A 16,398-nucleotide genomic window follows, 5' to 3' on the forward strand; every position below is an offset into this window, starting at 1 on the left:
ATCTACTGTCAATGACAGATACTGGTATACAAGGGGAATCCGGCTTCTGGCCATAAGTGACGAGTGTATATTAAATACGATTCGAAGAAAATCACAGACTTCTATCAGCCTAAGGTCTATTTCTGAAACGAAACGCTCGAGTCCGCGTTCGTGAGCGATTCCTGGAAAGCCGAAACGGGTGCGGTCGCTGCAATCGGTCCAGAACACCGAACGTTTCCAATCGATATATCGCCGTACCGTCTGCCGATTATCGGCGGTGGATCGACTAATCATCGATAACAGAATCTGTGATACCGCCAAGAAGAGGGGTTACGTACCGGACTGCGGTACTATTGCATCGACGATCGATCGTGTATCGTATTCTCGAGAGGAACCGTCCGAAACGGTCGCGCCAGTTTTTACGGAATCGCAGCCCCGTTCCACCCGGATCGCAATGACAGACCATCCCACTCGACGAACGATATTGAAAAGTACAGCAGTAACCGGTGTCGCGGCGACCGGCGTTGCGGGACTCGCTGGCTCAGCTGCCGGCCAAGAATCCGCAACGGGATCGGTTCCGCTGGGCGACGTGGCCGATCAGGCCCAGATCGTCAGCGGAAACAAGAATGCCGTCATCCAGTCGCTCACGGTCACGATTACCGAAGCGACACAGACGGGAGAAAACACCGTCGAACTGGCCGGTGAGTTCGTTGCCGAAGTCCTGCCTAATGTCAACGCCAACGAGAACGCGTTGCAGACGAATAGTGGGACTTTCGAGGGCGCAACGGCGACGCTACAGCCCGCGGAAACGGCAGAGGATACGGTGAGTACACAGCAGCAAACGTGTGACATCCTCTTCCTCAATCTGGGCCCGATCGACCTCAACCTGCTGGGCCTCGTCGTCAATATCTCCGAGATAACCGTCAACGTAGATGCACAGTCGGGCGGGGGGAACCTCCTCGGGAACCTGCTCTGTGCAGTCGCCGGCCTCCTCGATCCGCAGGGAGTAAACTAAACGCCTTCGACCGTCTGGAACCCGTAGTTTGCCGCACTCAGCGGTCCGATCTCCGTTCGGCGCTATCCGGGCTCCGGGCGGTGGAACGATCGGTCAACGCTTTCGTTGTTTTTCCAGCGATCACTCGGCGTATAACCGGCGGCGAGACGGGGACCGCACGATCCTCAGGAAGACAGACACAACGCCGCAGTCGACGACTATCTCGGCATCGGCTACGCGCTTCTAGTTCAAATAGTTTACAAGAGTTCGGGCGGGGCGTCCGACGGCCGAACGTCGAATCCGCCGCTATCGGCCGGTCAGTCGTCGGCCGGTACTGCTCGTTCAGCGCGTTCGTCGTCGGTCAGCAGCGGCGTGCCGTCGGCCTTCGGCCCCAACTGCGGGCCGAACGGTGGCTCGTCGGCGTCGATGACGCGTCGCGTCTCGTAGTCGGTCGAGCGCTCGACCGGGACCCGACCGATCGAGGAGATCATCTCGACGTAGTCCGCGAACGACCGGAACTCGCCGTGCTCCCCGCCGGCGCGGGTCGTGATCTCCTCGGAGAGGATCGTCCCCATGTAGTCGTCGGCGCCACAGGAGAGCATCTTCAGCCCCTGTTCGTCGCCGTACTTGACCCACGAGGACTGGACGTGATCGACGTTGTCGAGGAACAGTCTCGAGACGGCGATCATGAGTTCGTCCTCGTCGGTGCTCGCGCCGCCGGAGACCACGTCGTGCTCGAAGAGGGGGGTGTTCTGGTGGATGAAGGAGAGCGGGACGAACTCGGAGATGTTTCCGGTCCGGTCCTGCAGGTCCCGAATCCGCTTCAGGTGCATCGCGCGGTGGGCCTCGTTCTCGACGTGGCCGTACATGATCGTCGCCGTCATGCCGAGGCCGACGCTCGCGGCGGCCTCCATCGCCTCGAGCCACTCCTCGGTGCCGATCTTGCCGGGGCAGATCACGTCCCGCACTTCCTCGACGAGGATCTCGGCGGCCGTTCCGGGGACGGTGTCGAGTCCCGCGTCCTGCAGCCGGCGGAACACCTCCTCGTAGGACCACTCCGTTCCGCGGCGGGCGTGGTAGGCCTCTTCGGGGGTCATCGAGTGGACGTGGACGCCGTCGACGCTCATCGCCGCGATCTGGTCGACGTAGGTGCCGGGGCTGGTCGCGTAGACCTCGGGGGGCTTGTAGTTGACTTCCTTCGGGTTCGGGTGGGCCTCGAGGATCTCCCGGTGCTCGTCGTCGAGGGCGAACGCGGGGTGGAGGCCGGAGACGGAGGTAACTTCGTAGATGCCCCGCTCGACGGCGTCGGCGACGACCTCGCGGGACTCCGCGGGGGTTTTCGTGAAGCCCGCGGTCTCGACCTCGCTCTCGCGTTCGAACGTGTGGGCGGCGTCCTTGAAATTACAGAACAGACAGCCCACGTTACACGCGGTCGTGACGTTGTTGTTCAGGTTGGCGACGAAGGTGACCTCCTCGCCGACGACCTCGGCGCGGCGGCGGTCGGCGGCCTCAAGGACTCGTTCCTTGCGCCGGCGATCGATGCCGTCGCTGTCCGACCCGGTCGTGAGCAACTCGATGGCGTCGTCGACCGTGAGCCGGTCGCCGGCGCGCGCCTTCTCGAGTGCGTTCTCGAACGATTGGTCGGTCTCGGGAACGTGGTCGTACGTGAGGTCTGCCTCGGTCACCGGTCGCTCCATCGGCGTATCAATCTCGGTACAGCGAGAAAAGGGTGATGGATCGTTCGTCCCGCCCGCTCGAGGAACTGACGTCCCGGTCGGTGTGTGCGGGTCGACTCTCTCGGTCACGGCCGCGTTCCGCGCCGGCGTGTACGGAGTCTCGTCCTCACGACCCGTCGAACGTCTCGCGAGCCGTGGCGGCGAGGATCACCCGCGTGGCCTCCTCGGGGGCGTCCCAGTGCGGATAGTGTCCGCTGTCCTCGAACCAGTAGACTCGCGCGTTGGGGAATCGGTTCGCAGCGCGCTTCGCCTGTCGGGGGAGGGTGACCCGATCCTTGCGGCCCCAGCCGATCACGACCGGGCCCGGCGTCGACTCCGTCCCGGGCTGGCCGGGACCGAACGCCAACCGCCGCAACAGTTCGTCGAACGACGGCGAGTCGGCGAAGGTCCGCATCTCTTCGCGGGCGACGTCGGCGGGCAGGTCCCAGGGGCGCGCCGAGAGTTGCGCCAGGAGCAGGGTCCGGCCCGCGGCGCTGTCCACGAGTCGATCCATCACGGGCCGAAGCCCGCGAACGAGGCGGATCGACGGGGCGAGCGTCGCGTAGAAGAAGTACCGTTCCCAGCCCGTCCAGAACCCGCCGGGATCGAGCGCGACGGTCGCGCCGACGTCGCCCCGACGCGCGAGTTCGAGGACGAGTCGCCCGCCCATCGAGTTCCCGACGACGTCGACCCCTTCGAGATCGTTCGCAGTCAGAAACGAGGCGACCGCATCGGCAAGAGTGTCGACGGAAACCTCGCCGGACAGCGGCGGCGTCTCGCCGTGACCGGGGAGATCCACGGCGGTCACCTCGCGCTCGGCGGCCAGCCCGTCGAGCACCGGCGTCCACGTCCGCCAGCTTCCGCCCAGGCCGTGAACGAGGAGCAGCGGCTCGCCGTCGCCACGCCGGATGTGATTCATCTCCATACGCGTCGAAGGAGCGCCAGCTGTGTCGGACTATTGCACCGATACGGACAGGAAGCGCGCGAAAATTACGGACTCGAGGACGGACCGGCGTCGCGTCAGTCCCTTGGTCCGTCGTCGGTCGCCGACGGCGTCGGTTCCCGGGCGAGCAGCGCCGAGACGCGCGAGGTTCAGGGGTCGGTTCCGCGTCCCGTCCGTCGAACGCAGGTCCCGAAGTTATCGGCGGCGGCCGCGAACGGTGACCCATGAGTTCACGGACACCGGAGGAGTGCGTCGACCTCGCTCTCGACGAGGGGGCCGACGAAGAGCGACGCGCGGACGCGATTCGCGAGCTGAAAACGGCCAACGAGTGCGACGAACTCGCGGCGCTCGTCCGCGAGGATCGAATCGACGACCGGTATCGCCGGCAGGCGCTCGAGGCGCTGGCGACGCCCCAGTGCGATTCGACGCTCCGCAACCTGGTCGAGGACGAGACCCTCGAGGAACCGCTCCAGGGGAACGCGGACGAGTTGCTCACGACCGTCGACGGTGACTGAACGCGGAACCCGACCGGTTTCGACCCTCGAGCGGACGCCGACACCGATGCCGAGTCGCCCGCTCGATACTGAAACCTTCTTAGGGGCCGGCCACGGCAACTGGGATATGAACGGCGGCCGCGGACACGTCTCGAGGTGTCTTACGTGACGAGCGTCAAAGAGTTCCGGATCGATGACGAAGCGACCGACGAGGAACTCGGCGACGGCGCGTTCGTCTTCACCGACGCCTACTCCGTCTTCGACTGGGGCCAGATGCCCGACCGCATCCCCGACAAGGGCGCCAGCCTCTGTACGATGGGCGCGTTCAACTTCGAACTGCTCGAGTCCGAAGGCGTTCCGACCCACTACCGCGGTGTCGTCGAGAACGGCGACGTCGTCTCGCTCGAGGACGCCTCGCGCCCGCCCTGGGAGATGGCCATCGACCTCACGCAGGTGCCCGACCTCCCCAACGAAGGCCGGGAGTACGATTACGACAGGTACCACGCCGAGGCCGGCGAGAACTACCTCGTGCCCCTCGAGATCGTCTTCCGGAACCGCGTTCCCGTCGGCTCGAGCCTCCGCGATCGGACCGAGCCCGCCGACCACGGCCTGGATCTCGACGCGTGGCCCGACGAGGCCGTCGACCTCGAGGACCCGATCGTCGAGTTCACGACGAAGTACGAGGAGAGCGACCGGCAGCTCGACCGCGCGGAGGCCGACGAGATCGCCGGCGCGGCCGCGATAGACGACCTCGAGTCGGTTGCCAGCGAGGTCAACCGGATCGTCACCGAGCAAGCCGAGTCCGCCGGGCTGGTCCACGAGGACGGCAAGATCGAGTGTTGCTACTGTCAGGGAGAGATCCGCGTCGCCGACGTCGTCGGTACCTTCGACGAGAACCGTTTCAGCTACGAGGGCACCCAGCTCTCCAAGGAGGTCCTCCGGCAGTATCACAAGCGGACCCAGCCCGAGTGGGTGCAGGCCGTCGAGGCGGCCAAGGCCGAGGCGAAACGCGAGGACGTCGCCGACTGGAAGTCCCTGTGCGACGCGGAGCCCGAGCCCCTCGAGGAGCGCGTCGTCGAGACGGCCCGCGACCTCTACTGCGCCGGTGCTAACGCCTACACCGGGATGGAACTGTTCGACGCGCCGCCCCTCTCGAGCGCCATCGGCGCGGTCCGCCGGCTGTAATCCGCCGCGATCGCGCCGGTCCTCGCTCCGTCGCCTCGGGCGCCGGCGTCGGCTCGACCGTCGTCGCCCATCGCAGAATGCGGCAGATGCTACCGTGTGGCGCGCTCGAAACGGATAAGTAACCCTCATGTTGGGGGACGAAACACATTCGACCGAGCGTCAATGAGTTTCACCGCCAGCGCAATCGCAGCGAGTATCGTCGCGTTCAGCCTCACCAGCGGAATCGCGGCCGTCGCGACCGGGATGCTGACGCTGTTTATCCTCGTCATCATCGGATTCACCGTCCTCTCGCAGATGTCGGACGACTGGGGTCCCGCACAGCCTGCGCGGTCCTCGTCCGCCGACTCCTCGAGACGGCACAATCTCCTAGATCGGACGGATGTACTGAGCGTGATCAACCGCGACGGCACGCTAGTACTAGCAGAACGGACGGTGGGACTCGCAGCGGCCATCAGCGCATTCGTCATGGTTTCGACGGCCGTGTTCACCATCACCCACTGGATGGGGATCCACAACGTTCTACTGGGGGCGACGATGGCCGTACTCGCGTCGGTCCACGCGCTTCGGATCAGTCAGGATAAGCCGATCATCGCCCTCGCCGGCGTGTTGGCGCTGCTCGGCGCGTGGACGACCGCGGCGCCGTTCGTCCTCGGGGTTAGTCGACCCCTGGTGATACAGATCAACGTCGCGGCCGGCATCCTTATCATGATCCTGTCTCTCGTCAGCGCGTACGGGATCTTGCAGACGTCACGATCGGGCCAGACGTCGGGCGCAACGGGTGTGTAACCGCTGCGTAGCCGAAACCCCTGCATTTTCTCGTTGTCGGGACGATCGCGGTTCGCGTTCCGAACTCGAGCAGGGCGCCGACCGTCACGCGTTCCACGACTCCGCGTCCGTTTCCGGCTCGTCCTCGAGGGGCGTCCCGTCGATTCGCTTCGGGCCCCGCCAACCTCGGCGCCCTCGACGCGGATCGGCCGCGTGACCTCGTGACCGCCGCGGAACTCGGGGGTGAGATCGGCCCCCAGCAGCCCGGCGGCGTGTACGTCTCGATCGTCCCGCCGTCCGCGACGGTTCCCGCCCACTCCTGGTCCGGACCGACCAGTCCAAGTGTGTACTGATCGACGAACAGTTCCTGTTGGGCTTCCCGCTCCCCTCATTGTGCCATAACGTACCAAACTTCGATGCCGCTCTCGATGAGGCTACTGTCGCCGGAACCCGCGTTTCGAACACTTCTTTCCTTGATCGCTCTTCTGTAGGAGATTGTTGATACTGCTCAGCTATCGCTGTGGAATCGAAGAGAGCAAGGACACCGCGTCAGCGGTGTCCGTTAAGCATGATTCCGCTAGATGTGTTTGGGTCGGAATCGGTCGCAGCGGACCTGTTGGCGCAGGTTCGCTGGCGTAACGGTGTTACTTGCCCTCGCTGCCGTTCTGACCTGGCGGTCAAGAACGGCAGCTATGGGCACTTTCAGCGCTATCTCTGTAAGAATTGCGACCGCACGTTCAACGATAAGACCGGCACAATCTTCGCCCACTCGAAAGTCGCACTCAGAAAGTGGCTGTTCTCGATTTATGCGTTTCTTCGGTTTAACACGAGTCTTCGCCAACTTCAGCTAGAGATCGACGTCCAGTACAAAACGATCTACCAGCGCGTCGAGCGCTTTACGAAGGCGCTCGACGCGCCTTCGCTCGACCTCGTTGGTCCGGTCGAAATCGACGAAGTCTACGTTTCTGCAGGGCTAAAAGGCCGCGAGCGCGACCAAGAGTCGCGCTCGCGTGGCCTGTCCACACGTGGACGAGGATCGTACGATCAGGACAAACCGCCGGTGTTCACGATCGTCGATCGTGGCACCGGCGATCGATACGTGATCCCAGCGAAATCAGCCGATGAATCGACGATTCGGCTCCTTCTCGCAAACCGCGAGAAGGAGCCACTGACCGTCTACACTGACGGATTTCGCGCCTACGATCCACTTGCCGAGGACGACGCATTCGACCGCGAATACGTCGTCCACGGCGACGGCGAATACGCTGACGAAAACGTACACGTCAACACCTGCGAGAGCCACGGATCGCTGCTGCGACCGTGGCTCTCGCCTCATCGAGGCATCTCAAAAGATAAGCTTACACAGTATCTCCGAGCGTTTCAACTTCGACGCAAGCTACTGCGGAAACCAGGGAGAGAAGCCCTCAAACATGCTGTCAAAGCTACGCTGTGAAATCAACAAAGTGCTACACAAGAGCGTTCCTTGATTTTGACAGGCTCGGCTGCGCTTCCGATCGGTGGGGACGCCGGCAGCCGTTTACCGTCGTGCGACGGGTCCGATTCGGCGCGAACGCCCCGGTTCGGTCGACCGTGGCTGATACCGCCGGAACAAGTTCGTTAAAGTGAGTCTCGTCCCTTCGGTCGCCTAATGGCTGATTCGACGGACGAGGACTCACCGGACTGCCGACAGTGTGGCGACTCCGTTGCATCGTCTTCCGACTACCGCGTCGTCACCACCGTCGAGGACGGTGAAGCGGTCTACCACCACTTCTGTAGCGACGACTGCCTCGAGAGCTGGGAGGCGTAGCTCGAGCGTCGACGCGCGAACCGCTTGGGGGGACGCGAAAACGCTCTCGAGAACCGAGGGCCGCTACTGTTCGTTCGCGACGACGTCGCCGATGCCGTCGACCGGTCGGTCCGGGGTGAACTCGTCGACCTCTTCGGGGAGGCCGAGCTGATAGTCGGTGCCGTTCTCCCGGACCGACGTCCGGCCGCGGTGGACGGAGACGTCCCCGTTGAGGTGGAGTTTGACCGCCTCGAGCAGGGCGTCGGCCTCGAGGGGCTGGCCGCGGCGTTTCATCTCCGGGAGGTTGGCATCGTCGGGGACGTCGAACGCGCGCTGGGTGATGATGGGTCCCTGATCGAGGTCGGTCGTCACGTAGTGGGCGGTGACGCCCGCGACGCGGACGCCCTCCTCGACGGCCTGCCGGTAGGCCTCCGCGCCGGGGAAGGCGGGCAGCAGCGAGGGGTGGACGTTGATGATGCGGTCCTCGTAGCGGAAGACGACGTTCGGGCTGAGGATGCGCATGTACCGCGCGAGGACGATCAGGTCGACGTCGTACTCGGCGAGGAGGTCGAGCAGTTTCTCCTCGTTTTGCTGGCCGCCCTCGTCGCCGATGTCGTGGAAGGGGACGTCGTAGTGTTCCGCGAGGGGTTGCAGGTCGTCGTGATTCCCGATGACGACGCCGATGTCGGCGCCGAGTTCGTCGTTGGCCCACGCCTCGAACATCGCCTCGAGGCAGTGGCTCTCCTTCGTGACGAGGACGGCGATCTGCTGGCTCTCGCGGTCGGCGGGGAACCGGACCTGGACGTCGAGGCCGAGGTCGTCGCCGAGCTCGTGGAGGTCCTCGCGGAGGGTCTCCTTGGTACAGACCATCTCCGAGGTATCGACGGCGAGGTACATCCGGAAGACGCCGTCGCGAACCGCCTGATCGAGGTCCTCGATGTTGATTCCGCGCTCGAACAGGAGGCTCGTCACCCGGGCAATGAGTCCGGTGTCGTCGTCTCCGATCACGGTGATCTCGGTTACGTCGGTCGTCATCGCTGCCACCTCCGCTCGAGCGAATGTAGATCCATCACTACGTGCTTCAGTCCACCTGTGGTCAAAAGTCCTGCTTTCTGTTGATGTTCCTGAGAACGACAGCGTACCGAAAAATATCGTCCGATGACAGTACGTTCCGAGTCGTCACCGGCCGATTGCGGTCCCGAGACGGGATTCTGCGAACGACGGCGTCTCGACGGCGCTACGAAATCGAAAGAGGCGGCAAAACCGTACTGGACGTGGGCGGTTATTGGGCGGAACCGGAACCGTACACGTATGTCACGTTCTCCCAACCTACTGCAGGCCCGACTCCTCGAGTCCGACGTCTACTACGGGTGGTTCGTCGTCGTGGGGTGTTTCGCCCTCTCATTGATGACGGCCGGGACGATGTTCTCCTTTAGCGTCTTCCTCAGCCCGGTTCTCGAGGCGTTCGACCAGAGTTACGCGAACACCTCGTTGGTGTTCAGCATTCAGTCGTTCGTCACGTTCAGCGGGGCCGCCGTGCTCGGGTTCGCGATCGATCGGTACGGGCTGCAGCGACTGCTGGTCCTCGCCGCGGCGCTGATCTGTGTCGGACTGCTCGGCGCGAGTCAGTCCCCGTCGTTCTACTGGGTCCTCGCCACATACAGCGTCGTCGCCGCCGCGGGAATGGGGATCACGTTCGTCGTGGCGTACACGACGCCGCCGCGCTGGTTCGAGCGGCGTCGGAGCCTGGCGACCGGCGTCGCCGTGTCGGGATGGGGCGTCGGAATCCTCGCGATGCCGCCGTTCGTCGAGGTACTCATCGGCGCGCTCGGCTGGCAGGGAACCTACCTCGCCCTCGCGGCCATGTTTTTCGTCGCGCTCGTCATCGCTGTCGCCCTGCTCGCGGATCGACCGCGAGCGGTCGGCGCCGACACGACCGGCGAGTTCGAGGTGGCCCCGACGGCCAACGGCGGCGAACCCCGTTCGATGCGCGAACAGGTCGACACGGCGCTGTCGACGGTGAAGACGCCGCTGTTCGGCGTCGTGTTCGCCGCCATGTTGTTGATGTTCGTTCCGGCGAACGCCATCCTGGTCTACCTCGTCGATTTCGCCGACGCCGCCGGCGTGACCCGCCGGATCGGCGTCATCGCGCTCAGCATCGTCGGCGGCATGAACGTCGTCGCCAAGTTCACCGCCGGCTGGGCCGCCGACGTCATCGGGACGGATCGAATGATGGCCGTCTGCGTCGTCCTGATGTGCGTGCCGATGCTCCTGCTCGTCGCCGCTCCGACGCCGGCGTCCGTACTCGTACTCTCCGGTATCATCGGCTTCGGGTACGGCGGTACCGCGGCGCTCATGTCGCCGCTCCTCGCGAACCTCTTCGGAACGGCGGATCTCAGCACGCTCTTCGGCGTGACGGCCATCGGATTCGCCGTCGCCGGAACCCTCGTCCCGTACGGCGTCGGTCTGGGCATCGATCAGTTCGGCGGCTACGCGGTACCGTTCGTCGGCGCTGCCGTCGTCGGGCTGCTCTCCGCCGGGCTCTTCCTCGCGGTTAGAGTCGCCCGAACGGACGTCTGACGGTCGGTCGGCCGTCGGTACGCGACTCGTCGAGCCGCCCCTCGAGTATTCACGAACGTGTACTACAGCGCCAACCCGAAAGCGTTTTTGAGCACGGTTACGGGGTATCAGGTGATGACCGCCTACACCGCGACGGTGACCGTCCGACTCAAACGCGGCGTTCTCGACCCCGAGGCCGAGACGACCCAGCAGGCCCTCGAGCGACTCGGCTTCGACCTCGAGGAGCTGCGCGCGGCGGATCGCTTCGAGGTCGACCTCGAGGCCGAGTCGGCCGACGCCGCGAGCGAGCGCGCGAGCGAGATGGCAGAACGGCTCCTGGCGAACCCGACCATCCACGACTACGACGTGGAGGTCGACGAGCGGTAGATGACGGTCTCTCCCACACTGATCGAAACCGCCTGCTGCAACACCGCGGGGTGGCGACTGTGACGGTTTCGATCATCAGATTCGGCGGTTCGAACTGCGACCGCGACGCCGAGCGGGCGCTCGAGCACCTCGGAATCGACGCCGAAATCGTCTGGCACGAGGACGGCCTCCCGACCGACACGTCGGGGATCGTCCTGCCGGGCGGGTTCTCCTACGGCGACTACCTGCGTGCGGGCGCGATGGCCGCGCGGTCGCCGATCGTGGCCGAGGTCCGCGAGGCCGCGGCCGACGGCGTGCCCGTCCTCGGCGTCTGTAACGGCGCCCAGATCGGCTGCGAGTCCGGTCTCACCGAAGGCGCGTTCACGACCAACGAGAGCGCGCGCTTCCAGTGCGAGCACGTCTCCCTGCGCGTCGAGCGCGACGACACGCCGTGGACGATCCGCTACGACGAGGGCGAGGTCATCGAGGTCCCCATCGCCCACGGCGAGGGTCGCTACGAGATCGACGACGACCGACTCGCGACGCTCGAGGACGAGGGCCGAATCCTCTTCCGGTACTGCGACGAGAACGGCGAGACCGGCCCCGACGTCAACCCCAACGGCTCGAAGCACAACGTGGCGGGGGTCCTCGGCGAGCGCGAGACCGTCGCGGTGTTGATGCCCCATCCCGAGCGCGCGACGCTGCCCGACGTCGGATCGACCGACGGGCAGGGAGTCCTCCGCGGGTTCGAAGAGGCCGATTCTGGGACGTAGCTGTCCTCTGAAGCGCGTATTACCGGCTCGACCGGTCCCGTTGAACCGTCGATTTCGCCGCGACTCAGATTCTGAGTCGAGTCGAACAGTAATAACACAGCAGTTCGTTGACGCCGACATATCCAACGTGGAGGGACGGGTGCATGGAATCTGATACGCGGGTCGTCTACGTCTGCCCCGACGCGGCCGACGGAACCGGTCGGAAACTACGCGAGCACAGCGATCGGGTCACGACCGTCGGCACCGTCGCCGACTGTCTCGAGGCCCTCTCGAGTGCCGACTGCGTCGTGACGACCGACGGGCTCTCCGACGCCGACCCGGTCGAGTGCTGCCGGCGGATCCGGGAGCGCCGCCCCGACGTCCCCCTCGTCGTCTTCCCGGCCGACGGCAGCGAATCGCTGGCCGGCGACGTAATCGCCGCCGGCGCCGACGGCTACGTCCCGCAAGCCGACGGCGTCGAGACGCTCGCGACTCGTCTCGAGGCGCTCCTCGAAGGCGGGGATACCGCGTCGACGACCGCTGCAAGCCCGCCGACTCACGACTCGAGATCCGCCCTCCCGGATCCGTTCACGTCGCTCATCGATCAGTCGCCGCTCGCGATCATCGAGTGGTCGCCCGACTTCGACGTCGTGAGCTGGAATCCGGCGGCGACGGAACTGTTCGGCTACGCGGAATCGGAGGCCTACGGCGAGTCCGGTACCGATCTGATCGTCCCCGACGACGTTCGGGACGAGGTTTTCGAGCACTGGGAACGGCTGCTCGACGGCGATTTCGACGGAAACACCGCCTGGCGGACCAACGAGAACGTCCGCAAGGACGGGACGACGATCACCTGCGAGTGGGTCAACATGCGGTTGACCGGCGAGAACGCGGATTCTGGCGGGTCGTACGGCGGCTCGCCGCGCGACGACGAGATCGTCGGCGTAATCTCGCTCGTTCAGGACGTCACCGCCGAACGCAAGCGCGCAAACGCCCTCGAGGCGCTCCAGGAGACGACCCGGGAGTTGATGCGCGCCGAGTCGGCCGCGGAGATCGCCGCGATCGTGACCGACGCGACCGAACACGTCATCGACAACCCGCTCGCTGCACTCCGGTTTCACGACGAGGAGACGGAGACGCTCGAACTCGCCGCGAGCAGCGAGCGACTCGACGACGTCACGGGTGACATCTCTTCGATCGATCCGTCGGATCAGGTGCTCTGGGACCCCTTCGAGGACGGCGAGCCGTTCGTCGTCGAGGACGTCCCGACCGAGCGGATCCCCTACGACCTCGAAATCGACGTCGGCAAGTCGATTCTCTACCCGATGGGCGACCACGGGATGCTGTCGGTGGCGTCGGTTGGCGGCGAGGATCTCGATCTCGCCGAGATCCACCTCGTGCACGTGCTGGCCGCGACGGCCGAAGCCGCGCTCGATCGGGCGGCCCGCGAGCGCGAACTCGAGCAGACGAAGACGATCGTCGAGACGGTCGGCGACTGCGTCTATCAACTGGACACCGAGGGGCGGTTCGTCGCCGTCAACGATACGATGTCGAGGACGTGTGGCTACGCTCGCGACGAGCTTCTCGGGGAGCACGTCTCGACGGTCATCACCGATGAGAGCGTCGAACGCGGCTCCCGCCACGCGGAGGAGCTGGCGAGCGAGGGCGGACGAAACGTCGCGACCTACGAAATCACGCTGGTCGACCGCGACGGCGAACGGTCCCCGGCCGAGGTCAACACGGCGCTGTTGCGTTCGGACGGCGAGATCGAGGGGCTGGTCGGGATCGCTCGCGACATCGGCGACCGCAAGCGGATGGAGCGGGAACTCGTCGAACGGAAGGCGAAGATCGAGGGCCTCCACGACGTGGCGTCCCGGCTCGAGGACTGCGAGAGCCGCGCCGAGATCTACGAGTGTACCGTCGATGCCGCCGAGGAGGTTCTCAACTTCGATCTCTGCGTCGTCGACCGCGTCGAGGACGACACGCTCGTCAAAGCCGCCCTCTCCTCGACGCTCGAGGGCGAGTTCTATCGACCGCTGGATATCGACGAGGGGATCGCCGGCCGGACCTACCGGACGGGCGAAACCTACCGGATCGGCGACATTACCGACGACCCCGACGCCGAGCCGCGGGACGACGGGTTGCGCTCGGTGTTGTCCGCGCCGGTCGGCGACTGGGGCGTCTTTCAGGCGGTCTCGACGACGGTCGGCGCCTTCGACCGCGAGGACGAGGAACTGGCCGAACTCCTGTTGTCCCACGTCACCGACGCGCTCGATCGGCTCGCCTTCGAGGAACAGCTCCGGGCCGAACGCGACCGGTTCGCCGCGTTGTTCGAGAACGTCCCCGACGCGGTGGTCAGCGCGCGCCACGAGGACGGCGACGCGATCGTCCAGTCGGTCAACCCCGCCTTCGAGCGCACCTTCGGCTACGACGAGGAGACCCTCGTCGGCGAACCGCTCGATCGGTTCATCGTTCCCGCCGACCGCGCCGACGAAGCCGAGGCGCTCACCCGCCGCGGCGGCAACGGCGAGATCGCCGAGGCCGAGGTCAGGCGGCGGACGGCCGACGGCTTGCGCGATTTCATGATGCGGATCGTCCCCATGAACGTGGACGAATCGTCCGGCTACGTCTTCGGGCTCTACACCGACATCACTGACCAGAAGCAGCGCCAGAAACGCGTCGAGATCCTCAATCGCGTGCTGCGCCACGACATGCGCAACGGGATGAACATCATCGACGGCTGCGCGGAGATGCTCGCCGAAGCCGTCGACGACGACGACGTCGAGTACGCGACGACCATCCAGGAGCGGGCCGGCGAACTCATCGGCCTCGCAGAGAAGACCCGCGCCGTCGAACGGGTCCTCGAGCGCGAACGGGCCACGACGGGGCCGATCGACCTCACCGACGCCGTCGCGGAAGCGACGGCCCGACTCGAGGCCGCCTATCCGGCCGTCGAGGTCGACTGCTCGGCTCCCGACCGGACGTTCGCCCGCGCCGACGCGTCGCTCCAGACGGCGATCTACCAGGTGCTCGAGAACGCGGTCGAACACCACGACGGCGCGACGCCGTCGATCGAAATCTCGGTGTGCGATCGGACCGAGGACGGAATGCTGTCGGTGTCCATCGCCGACGACGGCCCCGGAATACCCGACGAAGAACGCGAACTACTGCAAGGCGAGCGGGAGATCACGCAACTGCGCCACGCCAGCGGCCTCGGCCTCTGGATGGCCACGCTCGTCGTCGGCCAGTCCGGCGGTCAGTTGCGCTTCGAACCCAACGAGCCGCGGGGAACCGTGGTCACGCTCGAGGTGCCCCGGGCCGACGCCGAGTTAGCCCAACCGGCGAGCGACGCGACGGCGACCAGCGACTGATTCGAACGGCCCGCCGTCGCGTCAGCGCGTCAGCGGTTGATTGAAGCTCCGCTCGCGTTCCATCACGGTTTCCCAGGTCAGTTCGCACTCGCAGGAGACCTGCTCGAACACCGAGGGGTCCTGCCGAAGGTCGAAGTCCTTGATCGCCTTTTGCACCAGATCGTCGCACTCCGTGCAGTTGTGGGGCCCGCGATCGGAGCCGTGACCGACGGGGTCCGAGACGACGATGGCGTCGACGTCCGCGGTCTCCTCGAGCACGTGGGCGACCGACCAGAGCCACGGCGGGCGGTAGCCGTCGTTGAAATAGAGTTCGTCGACCATCGTGTAGCGCTGGACGTTACAGGGATTCATCGAGACGGTGTGACAGCCCGCGACGTCGGCACAGCGCTCGATCGAGGCGATCATGTCCGCGACGGCTTCCGACTCCGTGAGGAAGGGCGGCTTCATCAGCAGGTAGGCCTTGATCCCCGCCTCGGCGGTACTGCCAGCGTCGTCGTCGGCAGCGGCGGCCGCCGCGCAGGCGTCCTCGAAGTCCGCGAAGTCGAAGTACTTGTTCACGCAGTCGTGCCGGACGCGGTCCGTTGCCGTCTCGAGGCCGATCGCGACGTCCGTGTCGATCCCGTGGTCGGTGAAGTTGGCGATTTTCTCGCGGTCGACGAAGTCCGGCAGCGACTCGACGACGATGCGCTCGCGGTCGGCGAAGGTGTCGGCGATCGCCCGGCGGGTCTCGGCGCCGACCTCGCGCTCGTCGAGGAAGGAGCCGGACGTGTAGATCTTGATCAGGTCGGCGGGGTCGTCCGCGTTTTCGTCCTCGTGTGCGAGGCAGACGTCGATCTGGTCCAGCAGGGCTTCATGGCTCACGGAGCCGCCGTCGACGCTCTCGGCGACGTAGCCGCACATCGTACAGCCGCCGGCGCGGGCCCACCGGCAGCCGCCGGTGTTGAGAATGATCGTCAGGCTCGTCTTGACGCCGTCGGGCGTGTTGTCCTCGTCGAGCCAGACGCGGGTGGGCTCGTGGGGGTCGTAACTCGCCTCCTTGCGCGAGCGGATCTCCCGCATCGCCTGATTGTGGGCGTCCATGCCCTTGCCCTGCTCGTAGACCTCGGGGCTCGGTTTACTCATTAGGAGACGCAAGCAGCCCGGCGCGTAAAGCGCCTTCGTATGGGATCGCGATCGAGCCGCCACGTTATCGGCGCGGCGTCACTCGGAGACCGCGACGTCGCCGGCCGCGCCGACGCGAACGTCGTATCCGCAGTACGTGAAGTGGACCGTCGGTTCGGTCATCGCGCCGTCGGAAGCCGACGAGCGACAGAGCGAGTCCAACGCTTCGGGATCGATGGCGTCGTACAGCGGGGGTAACGCCATCGGATCGGTTTCCTCGAGCGAAGCGACCTGTTCGATGAGCTCCAAACTCGGCGTCTCGTTCGATAGCGACACGGAGATCTCAGATTCACACATTACCGAATAATGTCCGCCCGCCCCCTCGAAT

Annotated in this window: 15 protein-coding genes and 1 pseudogene; 10 read left to right on the top strand and 6 right to left on the bottom strand. The window is 65.4% G+C overall.

The window, feature by feature from the left end:
• Positions 1 to 433 precede the first annotated feature (433 nt).
• Positions 434 to 994: a hypothetical protein gene (locus tag J0X25_RS29425; RefSeq protein ID WP_207287477.1), complete on the top strand. Its 561-nt coding sequence runs from the start codon at positions 434 to 436 to the stop codon at positions 992 to 994.
• Between the two features lie 296 nt (positions 995 to 1,290).
• On the opposite strand, the gene cofH is transcribed toward J0X25_RS29425, so the two are convergent.
• Together cofH and J0X25_RS29435 are read right to left on the bottom strand one after the other, a co-directional pair.
• The gene (cofH, locus tag J0X25_RS29430; protein WP_207287478.1) at positions 1,291 to 2,670 is read right to left on the bottom strand and encodes a 7,8-didemethyl-8-hydroxy-5-deazariboflavin synthase subunit CofH; all 1,380 of its coding nucleotides are present in this window, start codon (positions 2,668 to 2,670) and stop codon (positions 1,291 to 1,293) included.
• Positions 2,671 to 2,815: 145 nt separating this feature from the next.
• Positions 2,816 to 3,613, bottom strand: a complete 798-nt coding sequence (locus J0X25_RS29435; RefSeq protein WP_207287479.1) for an alpha/beta fold hydrolase — start codon at positions 3,611 to 3,613, stop codon at positions 2,816 to 2,818.
• A gap of 242 nt (positions 3,614 to 3,855) precedes the next feature.
• Here J0X25_RS29435 and J0X25_RS29440 point away from each other — a divergent pair, with 242 nt between their 5' ends.
• From J0X25_RS29440 to J0X25_RS29450, 3 genes are all read left to right on the top strand, one after another.
• Positions 3,856 to 4,146, top strand: coding sequence for a hypothetical protein (locus J0X25_RS29440; protein ID WP_207287480.1), 291 nt, complete (start codon positions 3,856 to 3,858; stop codon positions 4,144 to 4,146).
• Positions 4,147 to 4,290: 144 nt separating this feature from the next.
• Positions 4,291 to 5,310 carry a phosphoribosylaminoimidazolesuccinocarboxamide synthase gene (locus J0X25_RS29445; RefSeq protein ID WP_207287481.1) on the top strand — a complete coding sequence of 340 codons (1,020 nt, stop codon included), beginning with the start codon at positions 4,291 to 4,293 and terminating at the stop codon, positions 5,308 to 5,310.
• Positions 5,311 to 5,472: 162 nt separating this feature from the next.
• Entirely contained in the window at positions 5,473 to 6,096 is a 624-nt protein-coding gene (locus tag J0X25_RS29450) for a hypothetical protein (RefSeq protein WP_225896646.1), read from the top strand.
• A 152-nt stretch (positions 6,097 to 6,248) separates the two neighbouring features.
• Here the strand turns inward: J0X25_RS29450 and J0X25_RS29455 are convergent.
• Positions 6,249 to 6,439: pseudogene (locus tag J0X25_RS29455) on the bottom strand (acetamidase/formamidase family protein); the annotation flags it as partial.
• 204 nt (positions 6,440 to 6,643) lie between these two features.
• Here J0X25_RS29455 and J0X25_RS29460 point away from each other — a divergent pair.
• Together J0X25_RS29460 and J0X25_RS29465 are read left to right on the top strand one after the other, a co-directional pair.
• Positions 6,644 to 7,528, top strand: coding sequence for an IS1595 family transposase (locus J0X25_RS29460; RefSeq protein ID WP_207287482.1), 885 nt, complete (start codon positions 6,644 to 6,646; stop codon positions 7,526 to 7,528).
• A 195-nt stretch (positions 7,529 to 7,723) separates the two neighbouring features.
• Positions 7,724 to 7,882 carry a DUF7576 family protein gene (locus J0X25_RS29465; protein ID WP_207287483.1) on the top strand — a complete coding sequence of 53 codons (159 nt, stop codon included), beginning with the start codon at positions 7,724 to 7,726 and terminating at the stop codon, positions 7,880 to 7,882.
• Positions 7,883 to 7,945: 63 nt separating this feature from the next.
• On the opposite strand, the gene J0X25_RS29470 is transcribed toward J0X25_RS29465, so the two are convergent.
• A complete protein-coding gene (locus tag J0X25_RS29470) occupies positions 7,946 to 8,896 on the bottom strand; it encodes a formyltetrahydrofolate deformylase (RefSeq protein WP_207287484.1) in 951 nt (316 codons plus the stop codon).
• Positions 8,897 to 9,172: 276 nt separating this feature from the next.
• Here J0X25_RS29470 and J0X25_RS29475 point away from each other — a divergent pair, with 276 nt between their 5' ends.
• From J0X25_RS29475 to J0X25_RS29490, 4 genes are all read left to right on the top strand, one after another.
• The gene (locus J0X25_RS29475) at positions 9,173 to 10,441 is read left to right on the top strand and encodes an MFS transporter (RefSeq protein ID WP_207287485.1); all 1,269 of its coding nucleotides are present in this window, start codon (positions 9,173 to 9,175) and stop codon (positions 10,439 to 10,441) included.
• Positions 10,442 to 10,555: 114 nt separating this feature from the next.
• Positions 10,556 to 10,807 (top strand): phosphoribosylformylglycinamidine synthase subunit PurS, encoded by a 252-nt coding sequence (gene purS / locus J0X25_RS29480; protein ID WP_207287486.1) that lies wholly within the window; start codon positions 10,556 to 10,558, stop codon positions 10,805 to 10,807.
• A gap of 59 nt (positions 10,808 to 10,866) precedes the next feature.
• The gene (gene purQ, locus J0X25_RS29485) at positions 10,867 to 11,559 is read left to right on the top strand and encodes a phosphoribosylformylglycinamidine synthase I (RefSeq protein WP_207287487.1); all 693 of its coding nucleotides are present in this window, start codon (positions 10,867 to 10,869) and stop codon (positions 11,557 to 11,559) included.
• 143 nt (positions 11,560 to 11,702) lie between these two features.
• Positions 11,703 to 14,909 (top strand): PAS domain S-box protein, encoded by a 3,207-nt coding sequence (locus J0X25_RS29490; RefSeq protein WP_207287488.1) that lies wholly within the window; start codon positions 11,703 to 11,705, stop codon positions 14,907 to 14,909.
• 21 nt (positions 14,910 to 14,930) lie between these two features.
• Here the strand turns inward: J0X25_RS29490 and J0X25_RS29495 are convergent, their stop codons facing one another.
• Both J0X25_RS29495 and J0X25_RS29500 read right to left on the bottom strand, forming a co-directional pair.
• Positions 14,931 to 16,031, bottom strand: a complete 1,101-nt coding sequence (locus tag J0X25_RS29495) for an archaeosine biosynthesis radical SAM protein RaSEA (protein ID WP_207287489.1) — start codon at positions 16,029 to 16,031, stop codon at positions 14,931 to 14,933.
• Between the two features lie 78 nt (positions 16,032 to 16,109).
• A complete protein-coding gene (locus tag J0X25_RS29500) occupies positions 16,110 to 16,367 on the bottom strand; it encodes a HalOD1 output domain-containing protein (RefSeq protein WP_207287490.1) in 258 nt (85 codons plus the stop codon).
• Between the last annotated feature and the right edge of the window lie 31 nt (positions 16,368 to 16,398).

The sequence above is a fragment of the Haloterrigena alkaliphila genome, from assembly GCF_017352155.2.
Taxonomy (GTDB): Archaea; Halobacteriota; Halobacteria; order Halobacteriales; family Natrialbaceae; genus Haloterrigena; species Haloterrigena alkaliphila.

Excerpts from the sequence above, each read along its gene's own strand:
- J0X25_RS29500 (WP_207287490.1), bottom strand. The coding sequence starts at position 16,367 with ATGTGTGAATCTGAGATCTCCGTGTCGCTATCGAACGAGACGCCGAGT.
- J0X25_RS29470 (WP_207287484.1), bottom strand. The coding sequence starts at position 8,896 with ATGACGACCGACGTAACCGAGATCACCGTGATCGGAGACGACGACACC.
- J0X25_RS29435 (WP_207287479.1), bottom strand. The coding sequence starts at position 3,613 with ATGGAGATGAATCACATCCGGCGTGGCGACGGCGAGCCGCTGCTCCTC.
- J0X25_RS29425 (WP_207287477.1), top strand. The coding sequence starts at position 434 with ATGACAGACCATCCCACTCGACGAACGATATTGAAAAGTACAGCAGTA.
- cofH (WP_207287478.1), bottom strand. The coding sequence starts at position 2,670 with ATGGAGCGACCGGTGACCGAGGCAGACCTCACGTACGACCACGTTCCC.
- J0X25_RS29450 (WP_225896646.1), top strand. The coding sequence starts at position 5,473 with ATGAGTTTCACCGCCAGCGCAATCGCAGCGAGTATCGTCGCGTTCAGC.
- purS (WP_207287486.1), top strand. The coding sequence starts at position 10,556 with ATGACCGCCTACACCGCGACGGTGACCGTCCGACTCAAACGCGGCGTT.
- J0X25_RS29465 (WP_207287483.1), top strand. The coding sequence starts at position 7,724 with ATGGCTGATTCGACGGACGAGGACTCACCGGACTGCCGACAGTGTGGC.
- J0X25_RS29460 (WP_207287482.1), top strand. The coding sequence starts at position 6,644 with ATGATTCCGCTAGATGTGTTTGGGTCGGAATCGGTCGCAGCGGACCTG.
- J0X25_RS29490 (WP_207287488.1), top strand. The coding sequence starts at position 11,703 with ATGGAATCTGATACGCGGGTCGTCTACGTCTGCCCCGACGCGGCCGAC.
- J0X25_RS29440 (WP_207287480.1), top strand. The coding sequence starts at position 3,856 with ATGAGTTCACGGACACCGGAGGAGTGCGTCGACCTCGCTCTCGACGAG.
- J0X25_RS29495 (WP_207287489.1), bottom strand. The coding sequence starts at position 16,031 with ATGAGTAAACCGAGCCCCGAGGTCTACGAGCAGGGCAAGGGCATGGAC.
- J0X25_RS29475 (WP_207287485.1), top strand. The coding sequence starts at position 9,173 with ATGTCACGTTCTCCCAACCTACTGCAGGCCCGACTCCTCGAGTCCGAC.